The 23,571-nt window shown below is 72.1% G+C and carries 21 protein-coding genes and 1 pseudogene; 13 read left to right on the top strand and 9 right to left on the bottom strand.

Annotated elements, in window-relative coordinates; all coding sequences use genetic code 11:
• Positions 1 to 31: 31 nt before the first annotated feature.
• The gene (locus ABZ478_RS06420; RefSeq protein ID WP_359545807.1) at positions 32 to 517 is read left to right on the top strand and encodes a DUF3291 domain-containing protein; all 486 of its coding nucleotides are present in this window, start codon (positions 32 to 34) and stop codon (positions 515 to 517) included.
• On the opposite strand, the gene ABZ478_RS06415 is transcribed toward ABZ478_RS06420, so the two are convergent.
• A complete protein-coding gene (locus ABZ478_RS06415) occupies positions 501 to 1,346 on the bottom strand; it encodes a hypothetical protein (protein ID WP_359545915.1) in 846 nt (281 codons plus the stop codon). The genes ABZ478_RS06420 and ABZ478_RS06415 overlap by 17 nt on opposite strands.
• 36 nt (positions 1,347 to 1,382) lie before the next feature.
• The gene (locus tag ABZ478_RS06410) at positions 1,383 to 2,492 is read right to left on the bottom strand and encodes a ferritin-like domain-containing protein (protein ID WP_359545805.1); all 1,110 of its coding nucleotides are present in this window, start codon (positions 2,490 to 2,492) and stop codon (positions 1,383 to 1,385) included.
• Positions 2,493 to 2,613: 121 nt separating this feature from the next.
• Between ABZ478_RS06410 and ABZ478_RS06405 the strand changes: the two genes are divergently transcribed.
• The 6 genes and pseudogenes from ABZ478_RS06405 to ABZ478_RS06380 all read left to right on the top strand — a co-directional run bounded on the left by ABZ478_RS06405 (position 2,614) and on the right by ABZ478_RS06380 (position 7,285).
• Positions 2,614 to 3,552: a diiron oxygenase gene (locus ABZ478_RS06405; protein ID WP_359545803.1), complete on the top strand. Its 939-nt coding sequence runs from the start codon at positions 2,614 to 2,616 to the stop codon at positions 3,550 to 3,552.
• A gap of 111 nt (positions 3,553 to 3,663) precedes the next feature.
• Entirely contained in the window at positions 3,664 to 4,317 is a 654-nt protein-coding gene (locus tag ABZ478_RS06400) for a TetR/AcrR family transcriptional regulator (RefSeq protein WP_358939632.1), read from the top strand.
• Between the two features lie 11 nt (positions 4,318 to 4,328).
• Positions 4,329 to 4,631, top strand: coding sequence for a hypothetical protein (locus tag ABZ478_RS06395; protein WP_358939634.1), 303 nt, complete (start codon positions 4,329 to 4,331; stop codon positions 4,629 to 4,631).
• A gap of 111 nt (positions 4,632 to 4,742) precedes the next feature.
• Complete coding sequence (locus tag ABZ478_RS06390; RefSeq protein ID WP_359545801.1) at positions 4,743 to 5,801, top strand: NlpC/P60 family protein; 1,059 nt, start codon at positions 4,743 to 4,745, stop codon at positions 5,799 to 5,801.
• 276 nt (positions 5,802 to 6,077) lie between these two features.
• The gene (locus ABZ478_RS06385) at positions 6,078 to 6,287 is read left to right on the top strand and encodes a hypothetical protein (RefSeq protein WP_359545799.1); all 210 of its coding nucleotides are present in this window, start codon (positions 6,078 to 6,080) and stop codon (positions 6,285 to 6,287) included.
• Positions 6,288 to 6,527: 240 nt separating this feature from the next.
• A pseudogene (locus tag ABZ478_RS06380) lies at positions 6,528 to 7,285 on the top strand (MerR family transcriptional regulator).
• 196 nt (positions 7,286 to 7,481) lie between these two features.
• Here ABZ478_RS06380 and ABZ478_RS06375 read toward each other — a convergent pair.
• From ABZ478_RS06375 to ABZ478_RS06355, 5 genes are read right to left on the bottom strand one after another with little or no spacing between them, the layout of a single operon-like run.
• Positions 7,482 to 8,735 carry a styrene monooxygenase/indole monooxygenase family protein gene (locus ABZ478_RS06375; RefSeq protein ID WP_359545797.1) on the bottom strand — a complete coding sequence of 418 codons (1,254 nt, stop codon included), beginning with the start codon at positions 8,733 to 8,735 and terminating at the stop codon, positions 7,482 to 7,484.
• A gap of 24 nt (positions 8,736 to 8,759) precedes the next feature.
• Positions 8,760 to 9,407: an ATP/GTP-binding protein gene (locus ABZ478_RS06370; protein ID WP_143626995.1), complete on the bottom strand. Its 648-nt coding sequence runs from the start codon at positions 9,405 to 9,407 to the stop codon at positions 8,760 to 8,762.
• Positions 9,388 to 9,798, bottom strand: coding sequence for a DUF742 domain-containing protein (locus tag ABZ478_RS06365; RefSeq protein WP_359545795.1), 411 nt, complete (start codon positions 9,796 to 9,798; stop codon positions 9,388 to 9,390). The genes ABZ478_RS06370 and ABZ478_RS06365 overlap by 20 nt, the downstream gene beginning before the upstream one ends.
• Positions 9,795 to 10,292 carry a roadblock/LC7 domain-containing protein gene (locus ABZ478_RS06360; protein ID WP_359545793.1) on the bottom strand — a complete coding sequence of 166 codons (498 nt, stop codon included), beginning with the start codon at positions 10,290 to 10,292 and terminating at the stop codon, positions 9,795 to 9,797. Before ABZ478_RS06360 ends, ABZ478_RS06365 begins: the two co-directional genes overlap by 4 nt.
• Positions 10,289 to 12,994 (bottom strand): nitrate- and nitrite sensing domain-containing protein, encoded by a 2,706-nt coding sequence (locus ABZ478_RS06355; RefSeq protein WP_359545791.1) that lies wholly within the window; start codon positions 12,992 to 12,994, stop codon positions 10,289 to 10,291. The genes ABZ478_RS06360 and ABZ478_RS06355 overlap by 4 nt, the downstream gene beginning before the upstream one ends.
• Before the next feature lie 384 nt (positions 12,995 to 13,378).
• Here ABZ478_RS06355 and ABZ478_RS06350 point away from each other — a divergent pair, with 384 nt between their 5' ends.
• Positions 13,379 to 14,167 (top strand): hypothetical protein, encoded by a 789-nt coding sequence (locus tag ABZ478_RS06350; protein ID WP_359545789.1) that lies wholly within the window; start codon positions 13,379 to 13,381, stop codon positions 14,165 to 14,167.
• 10 nt (positions 14,168 to 14,177) lie between these two features.
• Here ABZ478_RS06350 and ABZ478_RS06345 read toward each other — a convergent pair whose 3' ends face one another.
• Positions 14,178 to 14,669: a MarR family transcriptional regulator gene (locus tag ABZ478_RS06345; protein ID WP_359545787.1), complete on the bottom strand. Its 492-nt coding sequence runs from the start codon at positions 14,667 to 14,669 to the stop codon at positions 14,178 to 14,180.
• Positions 14,670 to 14,897: 228 nt separating this feature from the next.
• On the opposite strand from ABZ478_RS06345, the gene ABZ478_RS06340 reads away from it, so the two are divergent.
• Together ABZ478_RS06340 and ABZ478_RS06335 are read left to right on the top strand one after the other, a co-directional pair.
• Complete coding sequence (locus ABZ478_RS06340; protein ID WP_358927606.1) at positions 14,898 to 15,722, top strand: lysozyme; 825 nt, start codon at positions 14,898 to 14,900, stop codon at positions 15,720 to 15,722.
• 129 nt (positions 15,723 to 15,851) lie between these two features.
• Positions 15,852 to 18,224, top strand: coding sequence for a SpoIIE family protein phosphatase (locus tag ABZ478_RS06335; RefSeq protein ID WP_359545785.1), 2,373 nt, complete (start codon positions 15,852 to 15,854; stop codon positions 18,222 to 18,224).
• Between the two features lie 81 nt (positions 18,225 to 18,305).
• On the opposite strand, the gene lon is transcribed toward ABZ478_RS06335, so the two are convergent.
• Positions 18,306 to 20,726, bottom strand: a complete 2,421-nt coding sequence (gene lon / locus ABZ478_RS06330; RefSeq protein ID WP_359545783.1) for an endopeptidase La — start codon at positions 20,724 to 20,726, stop codon at positions 18,306 to 18,308.
• 138 nt (positions 20,727 to 20,864) lie between these two features.
• Between lon and ABZ478_RS06325 the strand changes: the two genes are divergently transcribed.
• The 3 genes from ABZ478_RS06325 to ABZ478_RS06315 all read left to right on the top strand — a co-directional run bounded on the left by ABZ478_RS06325 (position 20,865) and on the right by ABZ478_RS06315 (position 23,510).
• Positions 20,865 to 21,542, top strand: a complete 678-nt coding sequence (locus ABZ478_RS06325) for a spermidine synthase (RefSeq protein ID WP_359545782.1) — start codon at positions 20,865 to 20,867, stop codon at positions 21,540 to 21,542.
• Between the two features lie 109 nt (positions 21,543 to 21,651).
• Complete coding sequence (locus tag ABZ478_RS06320; protein WP_351662751.1) at positions 21,652 to 22,392, top strand: response regulator transcription factor; 741 nt, start codon at positions 21,652 to 21,654, stop codon at positions 22,390 to 22,392.
• Entirely contained in the window at positions 22,389 to 23,510 is a 1,122-nt protein-coding gene (locus tag ABZ478_RS06315) for a HAMP domain-containing sensor histidine kinase (RefSeq protein WP_359545780.1), read from the top strand. Before ABZ478_RS06320 ends, ABZ478_RS06315 begins: the two co-directional genes overlap by 4 nt.
• Positions 23,511 to 23,571 lie beyond the last annotated feature (61 nt).

The following is a 23,571-nucleotide window of genomic DNA, read 5'->3' as shown; positions in this document are numbered from 1 at the left end:
GGAGCGTCGCCGGTCGACCTAACGTCCGGTCATGACGGATTCGGAGCCCGTGCACCACCTCGCCCAGGTGAACATCGCCCGCCTCAAGTACCCACTCGACTCGCCCCGGTTGAAGGACTTCGTCGACGGCCTCGATCCGGTTAACGCGGTGGCGGACGCCTCGGACGGCTTCGTCTGGCGGCTGCAGAGCGACTCCGGCAACGCCACCGACATCGCCTTCCTCGGCGACGCCTGGCTGATCGTCAACATGTCGGTGTGGCGGCACCTCGACGCGCTCACCGCGTTCATGTACCGGGGACGGCACCGGGAGTTGCTGGCGCGGCGCCGGGAGTGGTTCGAGCGCCCCGAGGACGCGGTGACCGCCCTGTGGTGGGTGCCGGCGGGGCACCGGCCCGAGGTCGCCGAGGCGGAGGAGCGGCTGCTGCACCTGAGGGCGCACGGCCCGACGCCGTACGCCTTCACGCTGCGGACCTCGTTCCCCGCTCAGGAGGGGGTGGCGGTCAGCCGATCGGTTTGATCATCTCGGAGCGGATCTTCAGGGCGTTGCGCGCGGCGGTGTCGAGGTCGATGTCGGCGGAGCCCTTCCGCTGCAGGTCGACCTCGCCCACCACGGCCGCCGTGTTGCCGTCCGCCCAGGTGCAGACCGGGTAGGTGATCGTGACCAGGGCCTGCTTCTGGGTGAGCACCTCGCAGGAGACGGTGACGTCCGCGCCCGCCGGGGTGACGTCCCGCGCGGGCTGGGCGACCGTCACGCCCTCGGCCTCGCCGGCGCCCTTGAGCATGCCGCTGCGGACGTCCGCCTCGTTCTTGAACCGGCCGTACATGCCGGAGACCAGCAGCATGCCCTTGGTGTCGTCGCCGCCCGGGCTGTAGCGGCCGACCACGGCATGGATGTCCTTGGCGTCCCAGGCGCCGTCGGCCTCGTCCTCGACCTTCTGCCCCTCGGTGTCGGAGAGGTCCTCGGCGAGTTCGTATTTCTCGTCCATCAGCTTGTGGGGCAGGGCCAGTTCGTTCTCGGCGGCGGGGAAGCCGCTCTGGAGCACCGCCCCTACGCCGATGGAGCCGAGCACGACCAGACCGATGACCCCGCCGACGATGCCCAGCGCCAGACCGGGCCCGCGCTTCTTCGGGGGCGGACCCATCGGCGGCACGCCCCAGCCGGGGTACGGCTGCTGGGGGTTGGGCTGCGGCGGGTACGGCTGCGCTTGCGGGTACGGGGAGCCGTACGGGCCCGGGGCCGGGACCGGCGGAGTCTGCGGGCCGTAGGGTCCCGGGGACTGCTGACCGTAGGGCCCGGGCGGCTGCTGGCCGTACGGGTACTGCGGCTGCTGAGGGGGCGGAGGCATGGACACGCCAGAACCGTACTGCACCCGAGACGGGGCTCAGGCCTCGGCCGCCCCCGACTCGATCGCCTCCCCCACCTCGGCCACCCTTTCCCGTTCCTCCGCGGCGAAGCGCTCCGCGTCCAGCCGCTCGGCGATCTCCTCGTCCTGTGCCATCAGCAGGTCCAGGCTCGAGTCGCCCATCTCGAGGACGCCCATGTCGACATAGGCCCGCTGGAGCCGGACGCCCCACAGGCCGATGTCCTTCACACAGGGCACGATGCGGCTGAACAGCAGCTTGCGGAAGAGCCGGAGGAACTCGGAGTCCTCGCTGATCCGCTCGGCCTCCGCGCGCGGGATGCCGAAGTTCTCCAGCACCTCGACGCCGCGCAGCCGGTCCCGCATGAGGTAGCAGCCCTCGATGACGAACCCCTCGCGTTCGCGCAGTTCGGCGTCGGTGAGCTGCTTGTAGTAGTCCCGCAGGGCCATGCGGCCGAAGGCCACGTGCCGGGCCTCGTCCTGCATGACGTAGGCGAGGATCTGCTTGGGCAGCGGCTTGTCCGTGGTGTCCCGGATCATGCCGAAGGCGGCGAGCGCCAGCCCCTCGATCAGAACCTGCATGCCGAGGTAGGGCATGTCCCAGCGGCTGTCGCGGAGGGTGTCGCCGAGCAGGGCCTGGAGGTTGTCGTTGATCGGGTAGAGCATCCCGATCTTCTCGTGCAGGAAGCGGCCGTAGATCTCGGCGTGCCGGGCCTCGTCCATGGTCTGGGTCGCCGAGTAGAACTTGGCGTCCATGTCGGGCACCGACTCGACGATGCGCGCCGCGCAGATCATCGCGCCCTGCTCGCCGTGCAGGAACTGGCTGAACTGCCAGGAGGTGTAGTGCTTGCGCAGTTCGCCCTTGTCCCGGTCGGTGAGCTTGGCCCAGTAAGGGGTGCCGTAGAGCGACATCGCCTCGTCGGGGGTGCCGAGCGGGTCGTACGGATCCACCTCCAGCTCCCAGTCGATGCGCCGCTGCCCGTCCCACTGCTTGTCCTTGCCCTTCTGGTACAGGGCGAGCAGGCGGTCACGGCCCTCGTCGTACTCCCAGCTGAACCTGGCCGCCCCGCTCGCGGGCACCTGCCAGGGGGAGTTTCCCGGCTCGTCGGTGTACAGGTCATGCGTCGGCATACTTCGCAGGCTCACACGTAGACGCCGAGTCAACAAGTCTTGCGCGAGGGATTGACTGGCTTGCTGACAGGCAGTCTCATAAGAAGCGGAACGTACCCCCGGGTAACGAGGTGAGGGAGCCATGACGACCCTGACGGAAGCGGACGCGCTGGACGGACTGCGCGACGCGCTCGGCCTGCTCAAGGACCGTGAACAGGTGGCCGAACGGCTGCTCGTCTCTTCCGCCAAGCACTCCTTCGACCCGGACAAGGAGCTGGACTGGGACGCGCCCTTCGAGGAGGGCAAGTGGTTCTGGCCGCCCGAGCTCGTCTCGCTCTACGGCACGCCGATGTGGAAGCGGATGAGCGAGGAGCAGCGGATCCTGCTCTCCCAGCACGAGGCCGCGGCGCTGGCCTCGCTCGGCATCTGGTTCGAGCTGATCCTGATGCAGCTCCTCGTCCGGCACATCTACGACAAGGCGGCGACGAGCGCGCACGTGCGGTACGCCCTCACCGAGATCGAGGACGAGTGCCGGCACTCGAAGATGTTCGCGCGGCTGATCTCGCACGGCGGCACGCCCTGGTACCCGGTGAGCCGGGTCCACCAGAACCTGGGCCGGCTGTTCAAGACCATCTCCACCACGCCCGGCTCCTTCACGGCCACACTGCTCGGCGAGGAGGTGCTGGACTGGATGCAGCGGCTGACCTTCCCCGACGAGCGGGTGCAGCCGCTGATCCGGGGCGTCACCCGCATCCACGTGGTGGAGGAGGCCCGGCACGTGCGGTACGCGCGTGAGGAGCTGAGGCGCCAGATGCTGACGGCGCCGAAGTGGTCGCAGGAGTTCACCCGGGTCACGTCCGGCGAGTTCGCCCGGGTGTTCTCGGTGGCGTTCATCAACCCCGAGGTCTACACGAACGTGGGACTGGACAAGCGGGAGGCGATGGCGCAGGTGAAGGCGAGCGGCCACCGCCGGGAGGTCATGCAGACCGGAGCCAAGCGGCTCACCGACTTCCTCGACGACATCGGCGTGCTGCGGGGCGTGGGCCGCCGGCTGTGGAAGTCCTCCGGGCTGCTGGCCTAGGCGGGAACCGGCCGCGCCCGCACCCCGCGCCCGTTCGCGCGCGGGGTGCGGGCGCGGCCGGGTGTGGCCGTGCCTGCGCGGCTTCTTCACGGTCCGATTACGCTGCTTGGCATGACCCCGCAGGCCGCCACCCCCGCCTATCGTCGTCTCAGTGTCGAGGAACGGCGCAGCCAGCTCCTCGACGCCGCTCTCTCGCTCTTCGCACACCGGGCGCCGGAGGACGTGTCGCTGGACGACGTGGCCGAGGCGGCCGGGGTCTCCCGTCCGCTGGTGTACCGGTACTTCCCCGGCGGCAAGCAGCAGCTGTACGAGGCCGCGCTCAGGTCGGCCGGCGAGGAGCTCCAGCAGTGCTTCGACGAGCCCCGGCTCGGTCCCCTGCTGCCCCGTCTGTCCCGCGCGCTCGACCGCTATCTGGCCTTCGTCGACCAGCACGACACCGGCTTCAGCGCGCTGCTGCAGGGCGGCAGCGTGGTGGAGACCTCCCGTACGACGGCCATCGTGGACGGCGTACGGCGGGCCGCGGCCGAGCACATCTACAGCCACCTCGGCGTCTCCGCGCCGGGGCCGCGCCTGCGCATGACCGTCCGGACGTGGATCACGGCGGTGGAGGCCGCGTCGCTGATCTGGCTGGACGAGGACAAGCAGCCGCCCGTCGAGGAGCTGCGCGACTGGCTGGTCGAGCAGTTCGTGGCCGTCCTGACGGTGACCGCCGGGCGTGATCCGCAGACGGCGGACGTGGTCGGCGCGCTCGCCGAGGAAGGCTGAGGGCCGGACCGGTGAAGAGTGAGGACACCCCGTTCGAGGGCGGGCCCCTGGACGGACGCGTGCTGCCGGTGCTGCTGGGCCTGACCGGCCATCCCCCGAAGACGTACAGCGTGCCGGTGCCGGACGCGGGCGGCGGCCCGCCCACCGTGCACGTCTACCGGCGCGTGCCGAGGGGGCACAGCAAGCGGCTCGGTCTGGTGCGGGGCTGGAAGTACCGGTACGACCCGGAGGGCGGGCCCGGTGAGCGGCTCAGGTGGCCCTGGTCCAAGCCGGACAGCGCGCCGTCCCGCGAGCCGGGTGACCCGACCGGGTGAGAGCGTTGGGCCGTCTCGCCCACAATCGGCACACAAGCCCATGAACACGTCTGAATATCACCGTGCGGATGCGGACGGAGGGACCGTCCGCCCCGCACCGGAGGTGATGACGTGCCGGCAGTACTCCTGCGCCTGGCCTGTGCGGCCGCGGTGGCGGCCCAGGCCGTCCTCGTGCCCGTGCCCGCGGCGGCCGAGCCCGCACCGCCGCGGTCCGTCTCCCAGCTGCTGACGGACCTTCAGCGGCTGTACCGGCAGACCGAGGAGGCCACCGAGTCCTACAACGCGACCGTGGAGCGGCTGAAGCGGCAGCGTGCCGAGGTGACCCGCCTCGACGGCGAACTGGCCCGCGCCCGGCTCGCGCTCCAGGGCGGCAGGAGCGACGCCGGGCGCCTGGCCCGGCAGCAGTACCAGAACAGCAGCGACCTCTCCCCCTACGTCCGTCTGCTGCTCGCCCGCGACCCGCAGCACGCTCTGGACGAGGGCCATGTCATCGGCCGGCTCGCCCATGAGCGCGCCGAGACCGTGGACCGGCTCACCGGTGCCGAGCGGAAGCGGGACGCGCTCGCCAGGGCGGCCCGCAAGGCCCTGGACGAGCAGCTCACCCTCACCGGGAAGCAGCGGAAACAGCGCGACGACGTCACGGCCGGGCTCGGCGACATCGAGCGGCTCCTCGCCCGGCTGACCCCGCGGCAGCTCGCCGCGGTGGCGGCGCTGGAGCGGACCGGGACCGCCGAGGCCCAGCAGCGGCTCACGGCCTCCGGCGCCCTCGGCGACGACAAGCCCCCGTCCGGCGAGGGCGACCGGGCCGTCCGCTACGCCCTGTCCCAGGTCGGCAAGCCGTACCGGTGGGGAGCGCAGGGCCCGGCGTCGTACGACTGCTCGGGGCTCACCTCGCAGGCGTGGGACCACGCCGGCACCCCGATCCCGCGCACCAGCCAGGAGCAGTGGGCCCGGTTGCCGAAGGTCCCGCTGAACGGGCTGCGCCCCGGTGACCTGGTCGTCTACTTCCCCGGGGCGACCCATGTGGCGTTGTACGTCGGCGGCGGCCGGGTCGTGCAGGCACCGAGGCCCGGCCGGCGGATCGAGGTCTCCCCGCTGGCGTCCGCCCCCGTCCTCGGCGCCGTACGTCCGGACGGCCCCCTGCGGGATCAGGTGACCGAGGCCGGGTAGGCCCACGCCTGCCGGTGCGCCATGAGTCGGTCACCGCATGGAGCGGCCCACGGCCTGGACGATGGTCGCGGACGCCGCCCCCTCCGGAACAACGCGGAGACCACCCGTCCGGCCGGGGTGGTCTCCGCGTTCCAGGGCCTGTCCGACGGGTCGCGTCACCGATCCCGCACCCGACCGCACTGTCACCCGAATGGCCCAACGTGACGTGCCACCCATATGGGTGAAGATCAAGCTGGTTAATGCCCCAACCGAGGCAATCCGTGAAAGGCGAACCACATGCGCATTCGACGAATCCTCGCCGCCGGCATAGCCACGGCAGCCCTCGCCGGACTCGGCCTCACAGGCGCCGCCACCGCCACCGCCGCCACCGCACCGGGTGCCCCATCCGTGGTCACCCCTTCTGAGTGCAAGCAGGGCGGCGGGATGCCCGATCTGACGGACAACGTCTGCAAGGGCGGTATGCACGACGGGGAGCAGGTCGACTGAACCCCACAAGGCGCCCCGCGGCCACGCGCCGCGGGGCGCTGACGTGTCCGTCGGACTCCCGCCGCCGAGGCACGAGTTTCGACAGCGGGCGGAGGCTGTGCCGACGTGGGACAGACCGTCGTGTCCGTTCGATTACGAGGACTCCGGGTTTCGGGGTCGAAGTTGCCGTTGCGGCAGCTTCTACCGTCGTGACCAGGGCCGGAGCGACCGGCCCGGCGACACATACGTGCGGGAGTGGTGATGGACCGGCCGATCGCGGAGGTGGCCCGGATGTCGGGCGTGACCGCCCGGACACTGCGCCACTACGACGAGACCGGCCTGTTGCCCCCGGCCCGGATCGGCACCAACGGTCACCGCTACTACGGGGAACGCCAGCTCCTGCGACTCCAGCAGATCCTCGTACTGCGGGCGCTGGGTGTCGGGCTGCCGGAGATCGGCCGGATCCTGTCCGAGCAGGTCGACGAGGTGGACGCCCTGCGAAGCCACCACCGGCGCTCCTCGCGGAGCGGGACCGGATCGACGTCCTGGCCGGCACCGTCTCCCGCACGATCGCCGAACTGGAGCAGTCCAGGAAGGACGACCGTCCCATGACCATCAACCGCCTGGAGAACCTCTTCGAGGGCGTGACGCCCTCCCACTACGAGGGCAACATGCGCGACTACCCCGAACTCGCCCACGAGGTCGGACAGCGTGCCGCCACCATGAGCCAGGCCGACGCCGACGCCGCGCACCGTGAGCGCACGGCGCAGATGATCCGGCTGGCCGAACTCATGGCCGCGGGCCACCCGGCCGACGCCGCCCCCGTCCAGGCCGAGATCGACGCCCAGTACCAGGCCCTGACCGAACTGCGCGCTGTCTCGGCCGAGGACTACCGGGCCCTCGCACGCTCCATCGTCGCCAACGAGACCTGGCGCGCCGCATACGAGGCCATCACGCCGGGGCTCGCCGTGTACCAACGCGACGCCATGGTGGCCTACGCCACCACCCGGCTGAACTGAACCACCAACTGGACGCTCCAGCCGAAAGTCCGTCTCCACCTGGCGAAGGCGCCGCCAACTCACCATGACACCCTGGATCAGAGACGGCCCCGGTGCGGCCGGGGCCGTCTGTGGGCCGTCCGAGGGCCGTCCGAGGGCGGCCGACGTCGACCAACAACGACAGACGACGACGGCCGGAGCCCAGGTCAGAGGCCCGTCAGGCTCCGGCGACCGAGGCCAGGTAGGCGTTCGTCTTCTCCGGCTCGTAGAAGAAGTTCTCGAAGTCGGCCGGGTCGTTGAAGGCGTTGGCGAACCGGTCGGCGACGGGCTGGAGCTGGCCGGCCGCGCCGATGAGGTTCAGAATGTGCTCCGGCGGCGGCGCCAGCATGGCGTTCGTCCACTTGGTGACGTGCTGGGCCGTGGCCCAGTACCGGTCGAAGGTGGCCCGCATCCAGTCCTCGTCGAACGGCTTGTCGCCCTGTTCGAGGATCGAGGCGAGGTACGCGGCGGCGCACTTGGACGCCGAGTTGGACCCCTGGCCGGTGATCGGGTCGTTGGCCACGACCACGTCGGCGACGCCGAGGACCAGTCCGCCCGAGGGGAGGCGCCCGATGGGGTTGCGCACGGTCGGGGCGTAGCGGCCGGCGAGGGTGCCGCCCGCGTCCGTCAGCTCGACCTTCGTCGCGCGCGCGTACTCCCAGGGCGTGAACTTCTCCATGAGCCGCAGGGTCAGGGAGAGGTGCTCGGCCGGGTCCTTGACGCCGTTGAAGACGTCCAGCGGGCCGCCGGGGATGCCCTCCCAGAACAGGATGTCGGCGCGGCCCGAGGTGGTGTAGGTCGGCATGATGAACAGCTCGCCGACCCCGGGGACGAGGTTGCAGCGGACCGCGTCGAAGTCCGGGTGCTCCGGGCGCGGGCCGAGTCCGTGCACGTAGGCCACCGCGAGGGCGCGCTGCGGCTCGCTGTACGGGGAGCGCTCGGGGTCACGGGCGAACATCGACACCAGCTCGCCCTTGCCGGCGGAGACCAGCACGAGGTCGTAGGCGCGGGAGAAGTAGTCGAGGTCGCCGACGGCCGCGCCGTGGATGACGAGCTGGCCGCCGCGCTGGGCGAAGGTCTCCATCCAGCCGGCCATCTTCACCCGCTGGTCGACGGACTGCGCGTACCCGTTCAGCTTGCCCACCCAGTCGATCGCGCGCTGGGAGGGACCCGGGTCGAAGGAGCCGGGGGCCGCGACCGAGACACCGAGGCCCTCGATCTTCGGAGCCTGTGACTCCCAGAAGTTGAGCTGGAGGTCGCGCTCGTGTCCCAGGGCCGTGTCGAACATGCACTGCGTCGACATGACCCGGCCGGAGCGGATCTCGTCCGCGGTCCGGTTCGACATCAGGGTGACCTCGTAGCCGTGCGACTGCAGGCCGAGGGCGAGCTGGAGTCCGGACTGGCCGGCTCCGACGACGAGTATCTTCCGCATGCGGGTGGTGCTCCTAGGTCGGGACTACTCGGGGGTTTCGTCCAGCGCGTGGCCCACGAGGGCCAGCAGGGTCTCGATCGCCGAGATCCGGCGCCGCGCGTCCATGATCATGACAGGGATGTGCGCGGGTATGGTCAGCGCCTCGCGTACGTCCTCCGGCTCGAACAGCTCGCTGTCGTCGAAGTGGTTGACCGCGACGACGTACGGCAGTCCGCAGCTCTCGAAGTAGTCCAGTGCGGGGAAACAGTCCTTCAGACGGCGGGTGTCGGCCAGCACGACGGCGCCTATCGCGCCGCGCACCAGGTCGTCCCACATGAACCAGAACCGCTGCTGGCCCGGCGTGCCGAACAGGTAGAGCACCAGGTCGTCGTCGAGCGTGAGGCGGCCGAAGTCCATGGCCACGGTGGTGGTCGACTTGCCCGGCGTGGCGGTGAGGTCGTCGGTGCCCTCGCTCGCCTCGGTCATCAGCGCCTCGGTCTGCAGCGGCGTGATCTCCGAGACGGCCGTGACCAGCGTGGTCTTGCCGACGCCGAAGCCGCCCGCCACCACTATCTTCGTGGCTATGGGGGCCTGCGTGCGGTCCTGCTGCCAGGCCTTCAGGTCCTCGTCGGGTTCGCTGAACCCGGCGACGAGGGGGGCGACGCCAGTGGCGTCAGAGACGGCGGAGTCCACTCAGCACCCTTTCCAGCAGAACGCGGTCCGGGCGGCCGGTGCCGTGACCGGTTCCGGTGCCGTACACACGGATCTTTCCCTGGTCCGCGAGGTCGCTCAGCAGCACGCGGACCACGCCGAGCGGCATCTTCAGCAGCGCGGCGATCTCGGCCACCGTGCGCATACGGCGGCACAGTTCGACGATGGCCCGCAGTTCGGGCATGACCCGGGTGGTGAGGGAACCATTCGTCAGTTCCTTGCGCTCCTCGGGGGCCTCCAGCGCGGCCACGAAGGTCTCCACGAGGAGGACGTGGCCGAAGCGGGTGCGGCCGCCGGTGAGCGAGTAGGGGCGGACGCGGGCGGGTTTGCGCTCGCCGCCGCGCACGGGAAGTTTCTTCGGTGTGCCGCTCATCGGGCGCTCCCCGTCGACTCGGCTTCCAGTGATTTGCGCAGCTCGCTGCGGAGTTCGGGGGTCAGGACATGGCCGGCCCGGCCGACGAAGAGCGCCATGTGGTACGACACGACGCTCATGTCGCACTCCGCGGAGCCGTGCACGCCGAGCAGCGAGCCGTCGCTGATGGACATCACGAACAGGCTGCCCTCGTCCATCGCGACCATCGTGTGCTTGACCCCGCCGAACTGCATCAGCTTGGCGGCGCCGATGGTGAGGCTGCCGATGCCGGAGACGATGGTCGCGAGGTCGGCGGCGGAGCCCCGGGGGCCCTTCACCGGGCGGGTCCTGCGGGACTGCTCGGCGTGGCCGGGGTCGGACGACAGGAGCAGCAGCCCGTCCGAGGAGACCACGGCGACGGACTGGATGCCGGGGACCTCCTCGACCAGGTTGGTCAGCAGCCAGTGCAGGTTGCGGGCCTCACTGCTCAGTCCGAAGGTACTGGGCGCGGTCAACTGCTTGCCTCCTCGACGGTGCCCCCCGTGCTGTCTTCGGTACGTTGCGCGATCTCCGCCTCTACGTCCCGGTAGCCGGCCTGCGCTCCCTGGCGGAAGCCGCCGAGCCTGCGGCGCAGGGCGTCGGCGTCGACGGACGTGCCGCGCCGGCGGGGCTGTGCGGCGGCGGGAGCGGTGATCCTGGGTGTGCGCTTGGGCAGGCCCTTGCTGGTGAGCCGGTCCTCCGCCTCGTCGGCCGCGCGGTCGTGCACCGCCTCGGCTTCGCCTTCGGCGGGCCGGCTCCCGACCGCACCGCCCGTGCGGCTCTCGTCGTCGGGTGCGGACGGCGCCTGCGGGGTGTCCTCGCCGTCGGCGGCCGCGGGATCCGTCGCGAGCTCCGGCAGCAGGAGCTCCATCGTCGTCTCGGCCGGCGTCTCCGCGTCCGGCCGCTCCGCCCCCGCCGGACCGGCCCCGGCCTCGGCCTCGGCCTCCCGGGCCGCCTTTTCGGCGAGGGCGACCAGGGGGTCGGTGTCCTTGGTGCGGGCGTGCAGGACGTTGGAGTTGACCTCGGCGTCGGCGCCGGGGAGGGAGAAGCTCTGGGTGTCCGAGAGGCCGGCCGGGCGCGGGGCCGCTGCCGCGGGTGCCTCGGCGAGCAGGGTCCGGGGCAGGACGACGACCGCCGCCACGCCGCCCTGCTTCTGCTCGCGCAGTTGCACGCGGATGCCGTGGCGGTGGGCGAGGCGGGCCACGACGTACAGGCCGAGACCGAGGCCGTCCTCGCCCTCCTGGTCGTACGCCGACTCGGGGTCGAACTCGGCGAGGCGGGCGTTGAGGCGGTCCAGGCGGTCGGTGGTCATGCCGATGCCCCCGTCCTGGACGGACAGCATCACCTCGCCGGACTCCAGCAGCCAGCCGGAGACCTCGACGGGCAGGTCCGGCGGGGAGAACGAGGCGGCGTTCTCCAAGAGTTCGGCGAGCAGGTGGGACAGGTCGTCGGCGACGAAGCCGACCACGTGGGCGTGCGGGGGCAGGGCGGCGATGCCGACGCGCTCGTAGCGCTCGATCTCGCTGACCGCGGCGCGGACCACGTCGACCAGCGGGACCGGGCCGTGGGACTGCTGGACGTGCTCGGTGCCGGCCAGGACCAGCAGGTTCTCGCTGTGCCGGCGCATGACCGTGGCGAAGTGGTCGAGCTTGAAGAGGGTGGCGAGCCGGTCGGGGTCCTGCTCGCGCTCCTCCAGGCCCTCGATCACGGCCAGTTGCCGCTCGACCAGGCCGAGGGTGCGCAGGGCGAGGCTGACGAAGGTGCCGCCGATGCTGGTGCGCAGCCGCTCCAGCTGGGCGGCGGAGGCGTCGAGTTCGGCGCTCAGTTCCTCGCGGGCGTCGGCCATCTTCTGTCGCTGGCCGACCAGGTGCTTGCGGTCGGCCTCCAGGGTGGCCACCCGCTCCTGCAGGGCGGCGGCGCGCGCGTGCAGGGCGTTGACCGAGCGGACGACCTGGGCGAACTCGTCGTTGCGGCCGGTGAAGGCGATCGGCTCCTGGCCGACCGGGTCCTCCGCCTCGGCCAGCCGCGCGGAGCCGCGGCGCAGCACCGACAGCGGGCGGGTGAGGGTGCGGGCCATGGCGGTGGCGATGCCGACGGCGAGGATCATCAGCGCGCCGAGGACGGCGATGCGGATCTCCAGGGCGGTGACGTCGTCGTCCCGGAGCTGCTCGAGGTCCTTGGTGCGGTGGTCGTAGAGGGCCGACTCGGCGCCGCGCATCAGGTCCACCCGGGCGGACAGGGCCGCGTCCAGCTTCCTGGAGTTGGTGGCGGGGTCGCTGCCGGTGAAGGTGGGCTGGTCGGTGAGGGTGGCGAGGTACTTGTCGGCGGAGTTGACCTCGGGGCCGGTGACCGTGGAGTCGTAGGAGGCGACGGACGCCTTGGGGGCGCCGGCCCGGAAGTCGGCGAGGGCCGCGTCGGCGCGCAGCCGGGCCTGCTGGGCGGCGGCGGTGAGCGCGTCGCGCTGCTTGCGGCCCTCCTCGGTGGGCTCGCTGGTGGTGCTGGGCAGGCCGGTGGCGGGGTCGATCACCGTCCGCGTGGTGGACGGGATGCCGAGCGCGGCCAGCAGCAGGCCCCGGGCGGCGGCCGACTGCTGGACGGCGGAGTCCAGTTCGGCGAGCGCGTGGCCGCCGGAGCCGGCCCGCGGCGGCATCAGCTCGGCCAGTTCTCCGGCGAGCCGGTGCAGTTCCATGATGGTCCCCGAGTACGCCTGGTGCGTCTCGAGCGCGTCGGACTTGCCGGTGAGCGCGGCGTGCCGGACGGCGGCGATCCGGTCGAGGGCGGTGCGCAGGGCGGCCGGGGTGTCGGGGTCGGCGCGCAGGTCCTCGGCCTGGCGGTCGACGCGGGCGCTGCGCTGCTCGGTGGGCGCCTTGGACTTGGGACGGCCCGCGGCTATGTAGGCGGTGACCTCGTCGCGTTCGTCGGCCAGCGAGTGGGCGAGCGCGAGGGCGTCCTGGGTGCGGGCGGACAGGGTGACCAGTTCCTGGGAGTCACTGACGTCCTGGGAGGCGGTGAGCAGCGAGGGTGCTCCCGCTCCGGCGATGGCGGCGGCCACCACGGCCACGGCCACGATCAGCCGGGTCCGCACGTGACGGGGGCGGCCCGCGCCCACGGGGGTCTGTTCGACGCCTCCTTCGGGAGCCGTCCGCCTGCCTGTGCGCCGAGGCCACTTCTTCTGCACCGGTGCTCGCATTCCTGAACTCGTCTGCTCAAGGGCCCGGGTGGCGCCCCGTCGTCTCGGGGCCAAGTGGTGCGTACACCCGGTTCATACGGTTCCCGACCCTCCCAGCGCCGGTGGGCAGGGGTCGCGCATCACCTGACCCGCCACTCGAAGGAGTGAACATCGGAGGGGAGTTGGCGGGCAAGTTCCGGCGGCGCGTGCACCACGCGGGCGCGGCGGGCCGGTTGGACGCGCGCGGCAGGCTTTGGCAGTATTCGCCACCACGCGTTGCCGGAGTACGTCATTTACCCTCAAAGCAGGCACCTGACCTGCGGGCCCGTGCCAATTCGGCGGCGGTTGCCAGCCTTTGGCGGAGGCTGTGAAGGGCTGGTGCAGACTGGCCGGATGCGAACCGATCTCGTTTCGGAACCCGGCGACGCGAACCGCCCCAATGAGGACTTCGCGGGCATCGGACTACCCGCCTCCGGTCAGGGTGGTTGTGTGATCTTGCTGGACGGAGTGACGCCGCCGCGCGGCGCCACGGGTTGTACACACTCCGTTCCCTGGTTCACGTCACGGCTCGGCGGCGCGCTGACCGAACTGGCCGTTTCGGGCCGAGATCTGACGCTGCCGGAGGTCCTGTCACGGGGTATCGCCCGGACGGCCGGGGCCCACGCGGGCACTTGTGACCTTTCTCACCCGCGCACTCCGCAGGCAACCGTGGCCCTGGCACGCTGGTCCGCCGACCTGGTGGAGTACCTGGTGCTGTCCGACGCGGCCCTGCTCCTGCGGGCCCCCGACGGCACGGTCACCGCGGTGCTGGACGACCGGCTGGCACGGCTGCCCCGCTCCGCCCTGGCCACCGACGCGCTGGTCGACGCCAATCTCCGCAACCGGGAGGGCGGCTTCTTCACGGCCGCAGCCGACCCCTCGGTCGCCGGCCGGGCGGTCGCGGGCACCCTCCCGCGCGGCCGGGTCCGTGCGCTGGCCGCGCTGTCGGACGGCGCGACCCGCTGGACGGAGCGGTTCCGGCAGGGCGACTGGGCGGACCTGTTCGCCCTCGTGGCCGAGGAGGGCGCCCGCGCCCTGGTGGACCGGGTGCGCGGGCTGGAGTCGGCGGACCGGGAGGAGCGGGCGTTCCTGGGCCGCGGCAAGACGCACGACGACGCGACGGTGGTGTACGCCGAGCTGTGAGCGCGGGCGCTCAGCGCTCCATGACGCCGTTCAGCTCGTGCAGGAGCCTCGCCAGTTCCGCCACCTCGCGGCGGTCCCAGTGGGCGAGCTGGCTGACGTAGCGGGCGCGGCGGGCCTCGCGGACCGTGCCGACGCGGCCGCGGCCCTCGTCGGTGAGGGTGACCAGCCAGGCGCGGCCGTCGGCCGGGTCGGGCTCCCGGGCGATCAGCCCCAGTTCCTCCAGGGCGCGCAGCTGGCGGGACATGGTGGCCTTGCCGACGCCGATGTAGGCGGCGAGTTCGGTGGCGCGCTGGCCGCCGTGCTCGTCGAGGCGGATGAGCAGACCGTACGCGGAGGACTCCAGATCGGGGTGGACCTCGCGGGCCATCTCTCCCTGGTTGGCCCGCGCCCGCCTGAGCAGCACGGTCAACTCGCGTTCCAGTGACAGGAATTCCTGGTCTGCACCACTGGGCGTCACCTGTCCGGTGACACGGCGTACGTCGCCGTTTGCGTCCTCGTGCACGTCAGCACCCCTGCTCGGTTTCGCCGTCCTGAAAGTTTCTGCCAACCGCCGTCATAGCCGCAGCTCTTCAAGTATTTCGCAGGCTTAGACCAACGGCAGCATCCGGATCCCCTTCCCACGGTGTCATCTACGTGCGTAGCTTCTTTATCAGGCCAGCAATGACATGCCCACGCCAGTGGTCAAGCGGTCACCCCACGATCCCCCCACCCCTCTCCCCGGAGGCACGTCATGCCCGTGCACAGACCTGGTTCTCTTCGTCCGCGCCCGCTCGCCGTCCTCGTCACGGCGCTGCTCACGGCGCTCGGCCTCGCCCTTCCGCTCACCTCCGCCCAGGCGGCGACCACCCCCAGCCGCGGCTCGGCGTCCATGGGCATGGGGGTGGCCGCCCACGACGGGCAGCACGGCACCCCCAGCACCGGTGACGCCACCCAGACCGAGGGCGTCGACGTCTCCGGCCACCAGGGCAACGTCGCCTGGTCCACCCTCTGGAACAGCGGCGTCCGCTGGGCCTACACCAAGGCCACGGAGGGCACGTACTACACGAACCCGTACTTCGCCCAGCAGTACAACGGCTCGTACAACGTCGGCATGATCCGCGGCGCGTACCACTTCGCCACCCCCGACACCACGAGCGGCGCGACCCAGGCCAACTACTTCGTCGACCACGGCGGCGGCTGGTCGCGGGACGGCAAGACCCTGCCCGGCGTGCTCGACATCGAGTGGAACCCGTACGGCGCCGCCTGCTACGGCAAGACCGCGAGCGGGATGGTCAGCTGGATCGCCGACTTCCTGAACACCTACAAGGCGCGCACCGGCCGGGACGCCGTGATCTACACGGCGACGAGCTGGTGGACCGACTGCACCGGCAACTACGGCGGCTTCGCCGCCAACAACCCGCTGTGGATCGCCCGCTACGCCTCGACCGTGGGGACGCTGCCGGCGGGATGGTCTTACTACACGATGTGGCAGTACACCTCGTCCGGCCCGACGGTCGGGGACCACGACAAGTTCAACGGCGCACTGGACCGGGTGCAGGCACTGGCCAACGGCTGATCCACACCCGTGTTCCGAGACGGCGGCCGTCCCCGCGGACGGCCGCCGTCCCGCTGCGTTGGTGCTCCGCGCCGCCCGGGATCATGCTGGTCAGGGAGAGCCTGCCGGACAAGGGCGAGATGAGCGGCGATGGAGCGACAGTCGACGTACACGGCCACGGCCACCATCGATGAGCAGGGCATCCTCACCGGCTGGAGCGAGGGTGCCCGCCGGCTGCTCGGCTACGAGGCGGCGGCCGTCGTCGGACGGCCGGCCGCCGCGCTGCTCGCCGCCGCGGACGGGCCGGCGGTCCGGCACACCCTGGCCGGCCGGGACCGCTGGCACGGCACGGTTCCGCTGCGGCACCAGGACGGCCGGCGACTGGAACAGTGGCTGCTCGTCCACCGCCGGCCCCCGCGCGCCGGGGAGTCCGACTGGCTCGTGGTCACCGCCGTGGCGGACCGGCCGCAGCCGCGCGGAGAGCCGCTGGAGGAGTGGACCTTCATCCAGTCCCCCTTCCCGCTGGCGATCTTCGACACCGAACTGCGGCTGATCCGCGCCAACCGGCGTCTGGAACGGGCGCTGTCCCTGCCCGAGACGGCGATGCGCGGGCTGCGGCTGACGCACATCGCGCCCGGGCCGGCGCGGGACGAGGCCGAGCGGACCATGCGCCAGGTGCTGGAGACCGGCGAGACGCGCGAGGTGCAGTCCGTCCTCGGCCCCGACCTCGACCGGCCCACCGTCCTCACCCCGCTCAAGGACGGGACCGGCGCGGTGCGCGCGGTCTGTCTCGCGACCCACCGGAACGCCCCCGGCCCCGCCGCCCGGCAGCGCGCCCCGGACGAGACCACCGCGCGCGATCCCATCGCCCCCGGCCTGCAGCGCACCGCGCGGGAACTCGCCGACGCCACGGTCCCCCGGCTCGCGGACTTCATGGCCGTGGACCTCTTCGACTCCCCGCACGACCCCGGCGGGGCGGAGGACACGCCCGGCACCGGCACCCGCCCGGTCGTCCTGCGCCGCGCCGCGGTACGGGCCGAGTCCGACAACGGCGGCCACCCGGCCGGGCCCGGCGTGGGCGGTACGGTCGCCTACGAGCCGGGGACGCCTCCCGCCGAGTCCCTGGCCACCGGCCGGTCCGTGCTGCACGACGCCCCGGACCCGGTGATCTCGGGGTGGGCGGCCGTGGACCCGGGCGCCGCGTGGCTGAGCGCGTCCGGGACGCACTCGCTGATCGTGGTGCCGCTGCTCGCCGAGGGCAGCACGCTCGGCGTCGCCCTCTTCGGCCGCGACCGGCGCGCGGAGCCGTTCGGCCCGGAGGACCTGCGGCTCGCCGAGGAGCTGACCGCCCGGGCGGCCACCGGCCTGCACAACGAGCGGCGGTACTCCCGCACGCACGTCACCACCATGAACGCGCAGCGCGGCCTGCTGCCGCACCCGCTGCCCGACCAGGCGGCACTGGACATCGCCGGCCGTTATCTGCCCGCGGCCACCCCGGCCGGGGTGGGCGGCGACTGGTTCGACGTGATCCCGTTGTCCGGGGCACGGGTCGCCCTGGTCGTCGGCGACGTCGTCGGGCACGGGACGCGCGCCTCCGCCACCATGGGCCGGCTGCGCACGGCGGTGCGCACCCTGGCCGACGTCGACCTCCCGGCGGACGAACTGCTCACCCATCTCGACGACCTCGTACTGCGGCTGGCCGCGGACGAGGGCGGTTCGGACCCGGGCGCCGAGACGGCGGGAGGCATCGGGACCACCTGTCTGTACGCGGTCTACGATCCGGTCTCGCGCCACTGCGCCCTCGCCAGGGCCGGCCACCCCCCGCCCGCCGTGGTCACCCCGGACGGCGCCGTCCGCTTTCTCGACGTGCCCGCCGGCCCGCCGCTCGGCCTCGGCGGACTGCCCTTCGAGGCCCTGGAGACCGAGCTGCCCGAGGGCAGCCTGCTCGCGTTCTACACCGACGGCCTGCTCGAGGCCCGCGACCACGACATCGACGAGGCGCTGGACAAGATGTTCGACGCGCTCGGCCGGCCCGCGCCGACCCTTGAGGCGGTCTGCGACCGGGTCCTGACCGAACTGCTCAGCCACCGCCCCGACGACGACGTCGCCCTGCTCGTCGCCCGCACCCGGGCGCTGCGCCACGACCGGGTGGCCTCCTGGGAGCTGACGAGTGATCCCACGGTGGTGGCCCGGGCCCGCAGGCACGCGAGCGACCAGCTCTCCGCGTGGCGGCTGGAGGACGCCGTGTTCACCACCGAGCTGATGGTCAGCGAGCTGGTCACCAACGCCATCCGCTACGGCCGGCCACCCATCCGGCTGCGGCTGATCCACCAGGACGCCACCCTGATCTGCGAGGTCTACGACGCCAGCGGCTCCACCCCGCACATGCGGCGCGCCCGGATCTACGACGAGGGGGGCCGGGGGCTGCTGCTGGTGGCCCAGCTCTCCGAACGCTGGGGCACCCGGCACGACAGGGTGGGCAAGACGGTGTGGGCGGAGCAGTCGCTCACCGCGGGCCCATGACGGCGCCGCCCCGCCGCCGGACGCGGTGAGGGCCCGGGCCCCGCACGGGGACCCGGGCCCTCCCTCATCCGGGGGCGTCCGTCACGCCGCCACCGGAACCTCCGGCTCCGCGCCGTTCGCGGCGGGCGCGAGGGCCAGCTCCAGGACCTGGCGGACGTCGGTCACGGTGTGGACGTCGAGCCGGTCCAGCACCTCGGCCGGGACGTCGTCCAGGTCGGGCTCGTTGCGCTTGGGGATGATCACGGTGGTCACCCCGGCGCGATGGGCGGCGAGCAGCTTCTGCTTCACCCCGCCGATGGGCAGCACCCGGCCGGTCAGCGAGACCTCTCCGGTCATCGCCACGTCGGTGCGGACCAGCCGGCCGGAGAGCAGGGACGCGAGGGCGGTGGTCATGGTGACGCCCGCGCTCGGCCCGTCCTTCGGGACCGCGCCCGCCGGGAAGTGGATGTGCACGCCCCGGTCCTTCAGATCGCCCACCGGCAGCTCCAGTTCGGCGCCGTGACTGCGCAGGAAGCTCAGCGCGATCTGCGCCGACTCCTTCATCACGTCGCCGAGCTGGCCGGTCAGGGTCAGCCCGGCCGCGCCGGTCTCCGGGTCGGCGAGGGACGCCTCCACGAAGAGCACGTCGCCGCCGGCACCGGTGACCGCGAGGCCGGTCGCCACGCCCGGGACGGAGGTACGGCGCTCGGCCGGGTCCTGGGCGGACTCGGGCACGTGGTGCGGGCGCCCGATCAGCGCGCGCAGGTCCTCGTCCCGGACGGTGAACGGCAGCTCGCGCTCGCCGAGTTCGTGCTGGGCCGCGACCTTGCGCAGCAGCCGTGCCAGGGACCGTTCGAGGGTCCGTACGCCCGCCTCGCGGGTGTACTCGCCGGCGAGCCTGCGCAGCGCGCCCTCGTCGATCGTGACCTCGTCCCGGTCCAGGCCGGCCCGCTCGAGCTGGCGCGGGAGCAGGTGGTCGCGGGCGATGACGACCTTCTCGTCCTCGGTGTAGCCGTCCAGGCGGACGATCTCCATACGGTCCGCGAGCGCCTCCGGGATGGCCTCCAGGACGTTCGCGGTGGCGAGGAAGACGACGTCGGACAGGTCGAGTTCGACCTCCAGGTAGTGGTCCCGGAAGGTGTGGTTCTGCGCGGGGTCGAGGACCTCCAGCAGGGCCGCCGCCGGGTCGCCCCGGAAGTCGGAACCCACCTTGTCGATCTCGTCGAGCAGCACCACCGGGTTCATGGACCCGGCATCCTTGACGGCGCGGACGATCCGGCCGGGCAGCGCGCCGACGTACGTGCGCCGGTGGCCGCGGACCTCGGCCTCGTCCCGTACGCCACCGAGGGCGACCCGGACGAACTTGCGTCCCATGGCGTGCGCGACGGACTCGCCGAGGCTGGTCTTGCCGACGCCGGGCGGGCCCACGAGCGCCAGCACGGCACCCCCGCGCCGCCCGCCGATCACGCCCAGGCCGCGCTCACCGCGCCGCTTGCGCACGGCCAGGTACTCGGTGATGCGTTCCTTGACGTCCTCGAGCCCCGCGTGCTCGGCGTCGAGCACGGCCTTGGCGCCCTGGATGTCGTAGGCGTCCTCGGTGCGCTCGTTCCACGGCATCTCCAGGACCGTGTCCAGCCAGGTCCTGATCCACGAGCCCTCGGGCGACTGGTCGCTGGACCGCTCCAGCTTGTCGACCTCCTTCAGGGCGGCCTCACGGACCTTCTCCGGCAGGTCGGCGGCCTCGACGCGGGCCCGGTAGTCGTCCGACTCCTCGCCGTCGCTCTCGCCGTTCAGCTCGCGCAGCTCCTTGCGGACGGCCTCGAGCTGGCGGCGGAGCAGGAACTCGCGCTGCTGCTTGTCGACGCCCTCCTGGACGTCCTTGGCGATGGTCTCGGCGACGTCCTGCTCGGCGAGGTGGTCGCGCAGCTGCTGGGTGGCGAGCTTGAGCCGGGCCACCGGGTCGGCGGTCTCCAGCAGCTCGACCTTCTGCTCGGTGGTCAGGAAGGGCGAGTAGCCGGAGTTGTCGGCGAGCGCGGAGACGTCGTCGATGGCCTGGACCCGGTCCACGACCTGCCACGCGCCGCGCTTGCGCAGCCACGCGGTGGCCAGGGCCTTGTACTCCTTGACCAGGTCGGCGACCTGGGCGGGCAGGGGGTCCGGCACGGTCTCGTCGATCCGCGCGCCCTCGACCCACAGGGCCGCGCCCGGACCCGTCGTACCGGCGCCGATGCGCACCCGGCCGCGGCCCCGGATCAGCGCGCCCGGGTCGCCGTCGGCCAGCCGGCCGACCTGCTCGACGGTACCGAGCACACCGGTCTTCGCGTAGGTGCCGTCGACGCGCGGCACCAGCAGGACCCTGGGCTTGCCGGGCTCCGAGCGGGCGGCGGCCTGCGCCGCCTCCACCGCGGCGCGCACCTCGGCGTCGCTCAGATCCAGCGGGACCACCATGCCGGGCAGCACGACCTCGTCGTCGAGCGGCAGCACCGGCAGTACGAGCGTGAACGCCGTGGACTCAGCAGCCATGATCTCCCCTTAGGCAGTCAACTTGAGCTATGCCGACTCAATGTCCGACGCCCCGCCGTTGTTCCCGGCTCGCCGTTCGCTGTGAGCGATCACCGAAATCGCGGTGCTCCTGACGCCGGATCAGAGCAGGATGGGCACATGACTGCCGTGTACGACTCCCCCGTGGTCCTGGACCGTCGCGAAGGCCCCTACGGCGAGGTGGTGCTGCGCAGGCACGGCGCGCTGCTGCAGATCATCGCCAACGGCTGCTTCCTGATGGACACCTCCGACGGCCGCTCGGAGCGGCTGCTGGTGGACGCCGCGTACGACGCGCTGGACGGGCGTCCGGCGCCCGGGGTGCTGATCGGCGGGCTGGGCGTGGGCTTCTCGCTCGCGCACGCCGCGGCCGACGGACGGTGGGGGCGGATCACCGTCGCCGAACGGGAGCCGGCCGTCATCGACTGGCATCGCGACGGGCCCCTGGCGGAGCTGTCCGCCGAGGCGCTCGCCGATCCGCGCACCCGGATCGTCGAGGCGGATCTCCTCACTTACCTCAAGGAGACATCGGACACGTTCGACGCCCTGTGCCTCGACATCGACAACGGGCCGGGCTGGACCGTGACCGAGGACAACGGCGGCCTCTACTCCCCGGCCGGACTCGCCGCGTGCGCGCGGGTGTTGAAGCCGGACGGGGTGTTTGCAGTATGGTCGGCCGAGCCCTCTCCGGAATTTGAAGGAACCTTGCGGAATGCCGGATTCCGTCAGGTGCGTACCGAAGAGGTCCCCGTTGCCCGGGGCGTTCCGGACGCTGTACACCTCGCCGTCCGCCCTGGATAGCGACGGCGCGGCCTGTCCCCGTAATGTGCTGCCCTGGCGCGGATCATTCAAGCGTCAATCGCAGTCATGGGATCACCCCACTGATTCCGGAAAGCAACAGGGGCGGGCGATGGAGCAGACACACACCTCCCAGACCGGCGCGGCCACGACCACCCCCGGCGCACAGCGCCGGGTGCTGGTGGTCGAGGACGATCCCACGATCGTCGACGCCATCGCGGCCCGGCTTCGCGCCGAGGGATTCCTCGTGCAGACCGCGGCCGACGGGCCGGCCGCGGTGGACACGGCCGAGGCCTGGCAGCCCGACCTGCTGATCCTCGACATCATGCTGCCCGGCTTCGACGGCCTGGAGGTCTGCCGGCGCGTGCAGGCCCAGCGCCCGGTGCCGGTGCTGATGCTCACCGCGCGCGACGACGAGACCGACATGCTGGTCGGACTCGGGGTCGGCGCCGACGACTACATGACCAAGCCGTTCTCGATGCGGGAGCTGGCCGCGCGGGTGCACGTCCTGCTGCGGCGGGTGGAGCGGGCGGCCGTCGCCGCCTCCACGCCCCGCTCGGGCATCCTGCGGCTCGGCGAACTGGAGATCGACCACGCCCAGCGCCGGGTGCGGGTGCGGTCCGAGGACGTCCACCTCACGCCCACCGAGTTCGACCTGCTGGTGTGCCTGGCGAACACCCCGCGCGCGGTGCTCTCCCGGGAGCAGCTGCTGGCCGAGGTGTGGGACTGGGCGGACGCCTCCGGCACCCGGACCGTGGACAGCCACATCAAGGCGCTGCGCCGGAAGATCGGCGCCGAGCGGATCCGCACGGTGCACGGCGTCGGGTACGCGCTGGAGACGCCGACGCCATGAGCGAAGGGCGGGAGGCCGCACGGAGGAGCCCCGGGAACCTCACGGAGGAGCCCTGGGGCGGCGTACGCCCGTTCTCGATCAAGACCAAGCTGGGCGCGCTGGTCGTCATCTCGGTGCTGATCACCACCGGTCTGTCGATGATCGCGGTGCACACCAAGACGGAGCTGCGCTTCATCACGGTCTTCTCGATGATCGCCACACTGCTGATAACGCAGTTCGTGGCCCATTCGCTCACCGCTCCGCTGGACGAGATGAACACGGTCGCCCGCTCGATCGCGCAGGGTGACTACACCCGCCGGGTGAGTGAGGGACGCCGGGACGAGCTGGGCGACCTCGCCGTGACGATCAACGTCATGGCGGACGAGCTGGAGGCCCAGGACCGCCAGCGCAAGGAGTTGGTGGCGAACGTCTCGCACGAGCTGCGCACCCCGATCGCGGGCCTGCGCGCGGTGCTGGAGAACATCGTCGACGGGGTCACCCAGGCCGATCCGGAGACCATGCGGACGGCCCTGAAGCAGACCGAGCGGCTCGGCCGGCTCGTGGAGACCCTGCTGGACCTCTCCCGGCTCGACAACGGCGTCGTACCGCTGAAGACGCGACGCTTCGAGGTGTGGCCGTACCTGTCCGGCGTGCTGAAGGAGGCCAACATGGTCGCCTCCGCGCGCGCGGGCATCGCCTCGGGCTCCGGCAGCCACACCCGGACGGACGTCCATCTGCACCTCGACGTCTCCCCGCCGGAGCTGACCGCCCACGCGGACCCCGAGCGCATCCACCAGGTGGTCGCCAACCTGATCGACAACGCGGTCAAGCACAGCCCCCCGCACGGGCGGGTGACCGTGAAGGCGCGGTGCGGGCCGCAGCCGGACTCGCTGGAGCTGGAGGTCCTGGACGAGGGGCCGGGCATCCCGCGGTCGGAATGGCACCGCGTGTTCGAGCGGTTCAACCGCGGCGCGGTGACCCGGCCGCACGGCCCGGGCAGCGACGGCGGCACGGGCCTCGGCCTGGCGATCGCCCGCTGGGCCGTCGATCTCCACGGCGGCCGGATCGGCGTGGCCGAATCCGAGCGGGGCTGCCGGATTATCGTCACTCTTCCGGGAGAGACTTCCATCTGGAGTTGACGTAGGGTCCGAACCGGAACCTCAAGATCCACGAGCGTCCGCGCAGCGGGACACGTGTGAT

It is taken from the genome of Streptomyces sp. NPDC005706 (genome assembly GCF_040631045.1).
GTDB lineage: Bacteria > Actinomycetota > Actinomycetes > Streptomycetales > Streptomycetaceae > Streptomyces.
The sequence above is the reverse complement of the archived record's forward strand: the minus strand, read 5'-3'. Positions and strand labels throughout refer to the sequence as shown.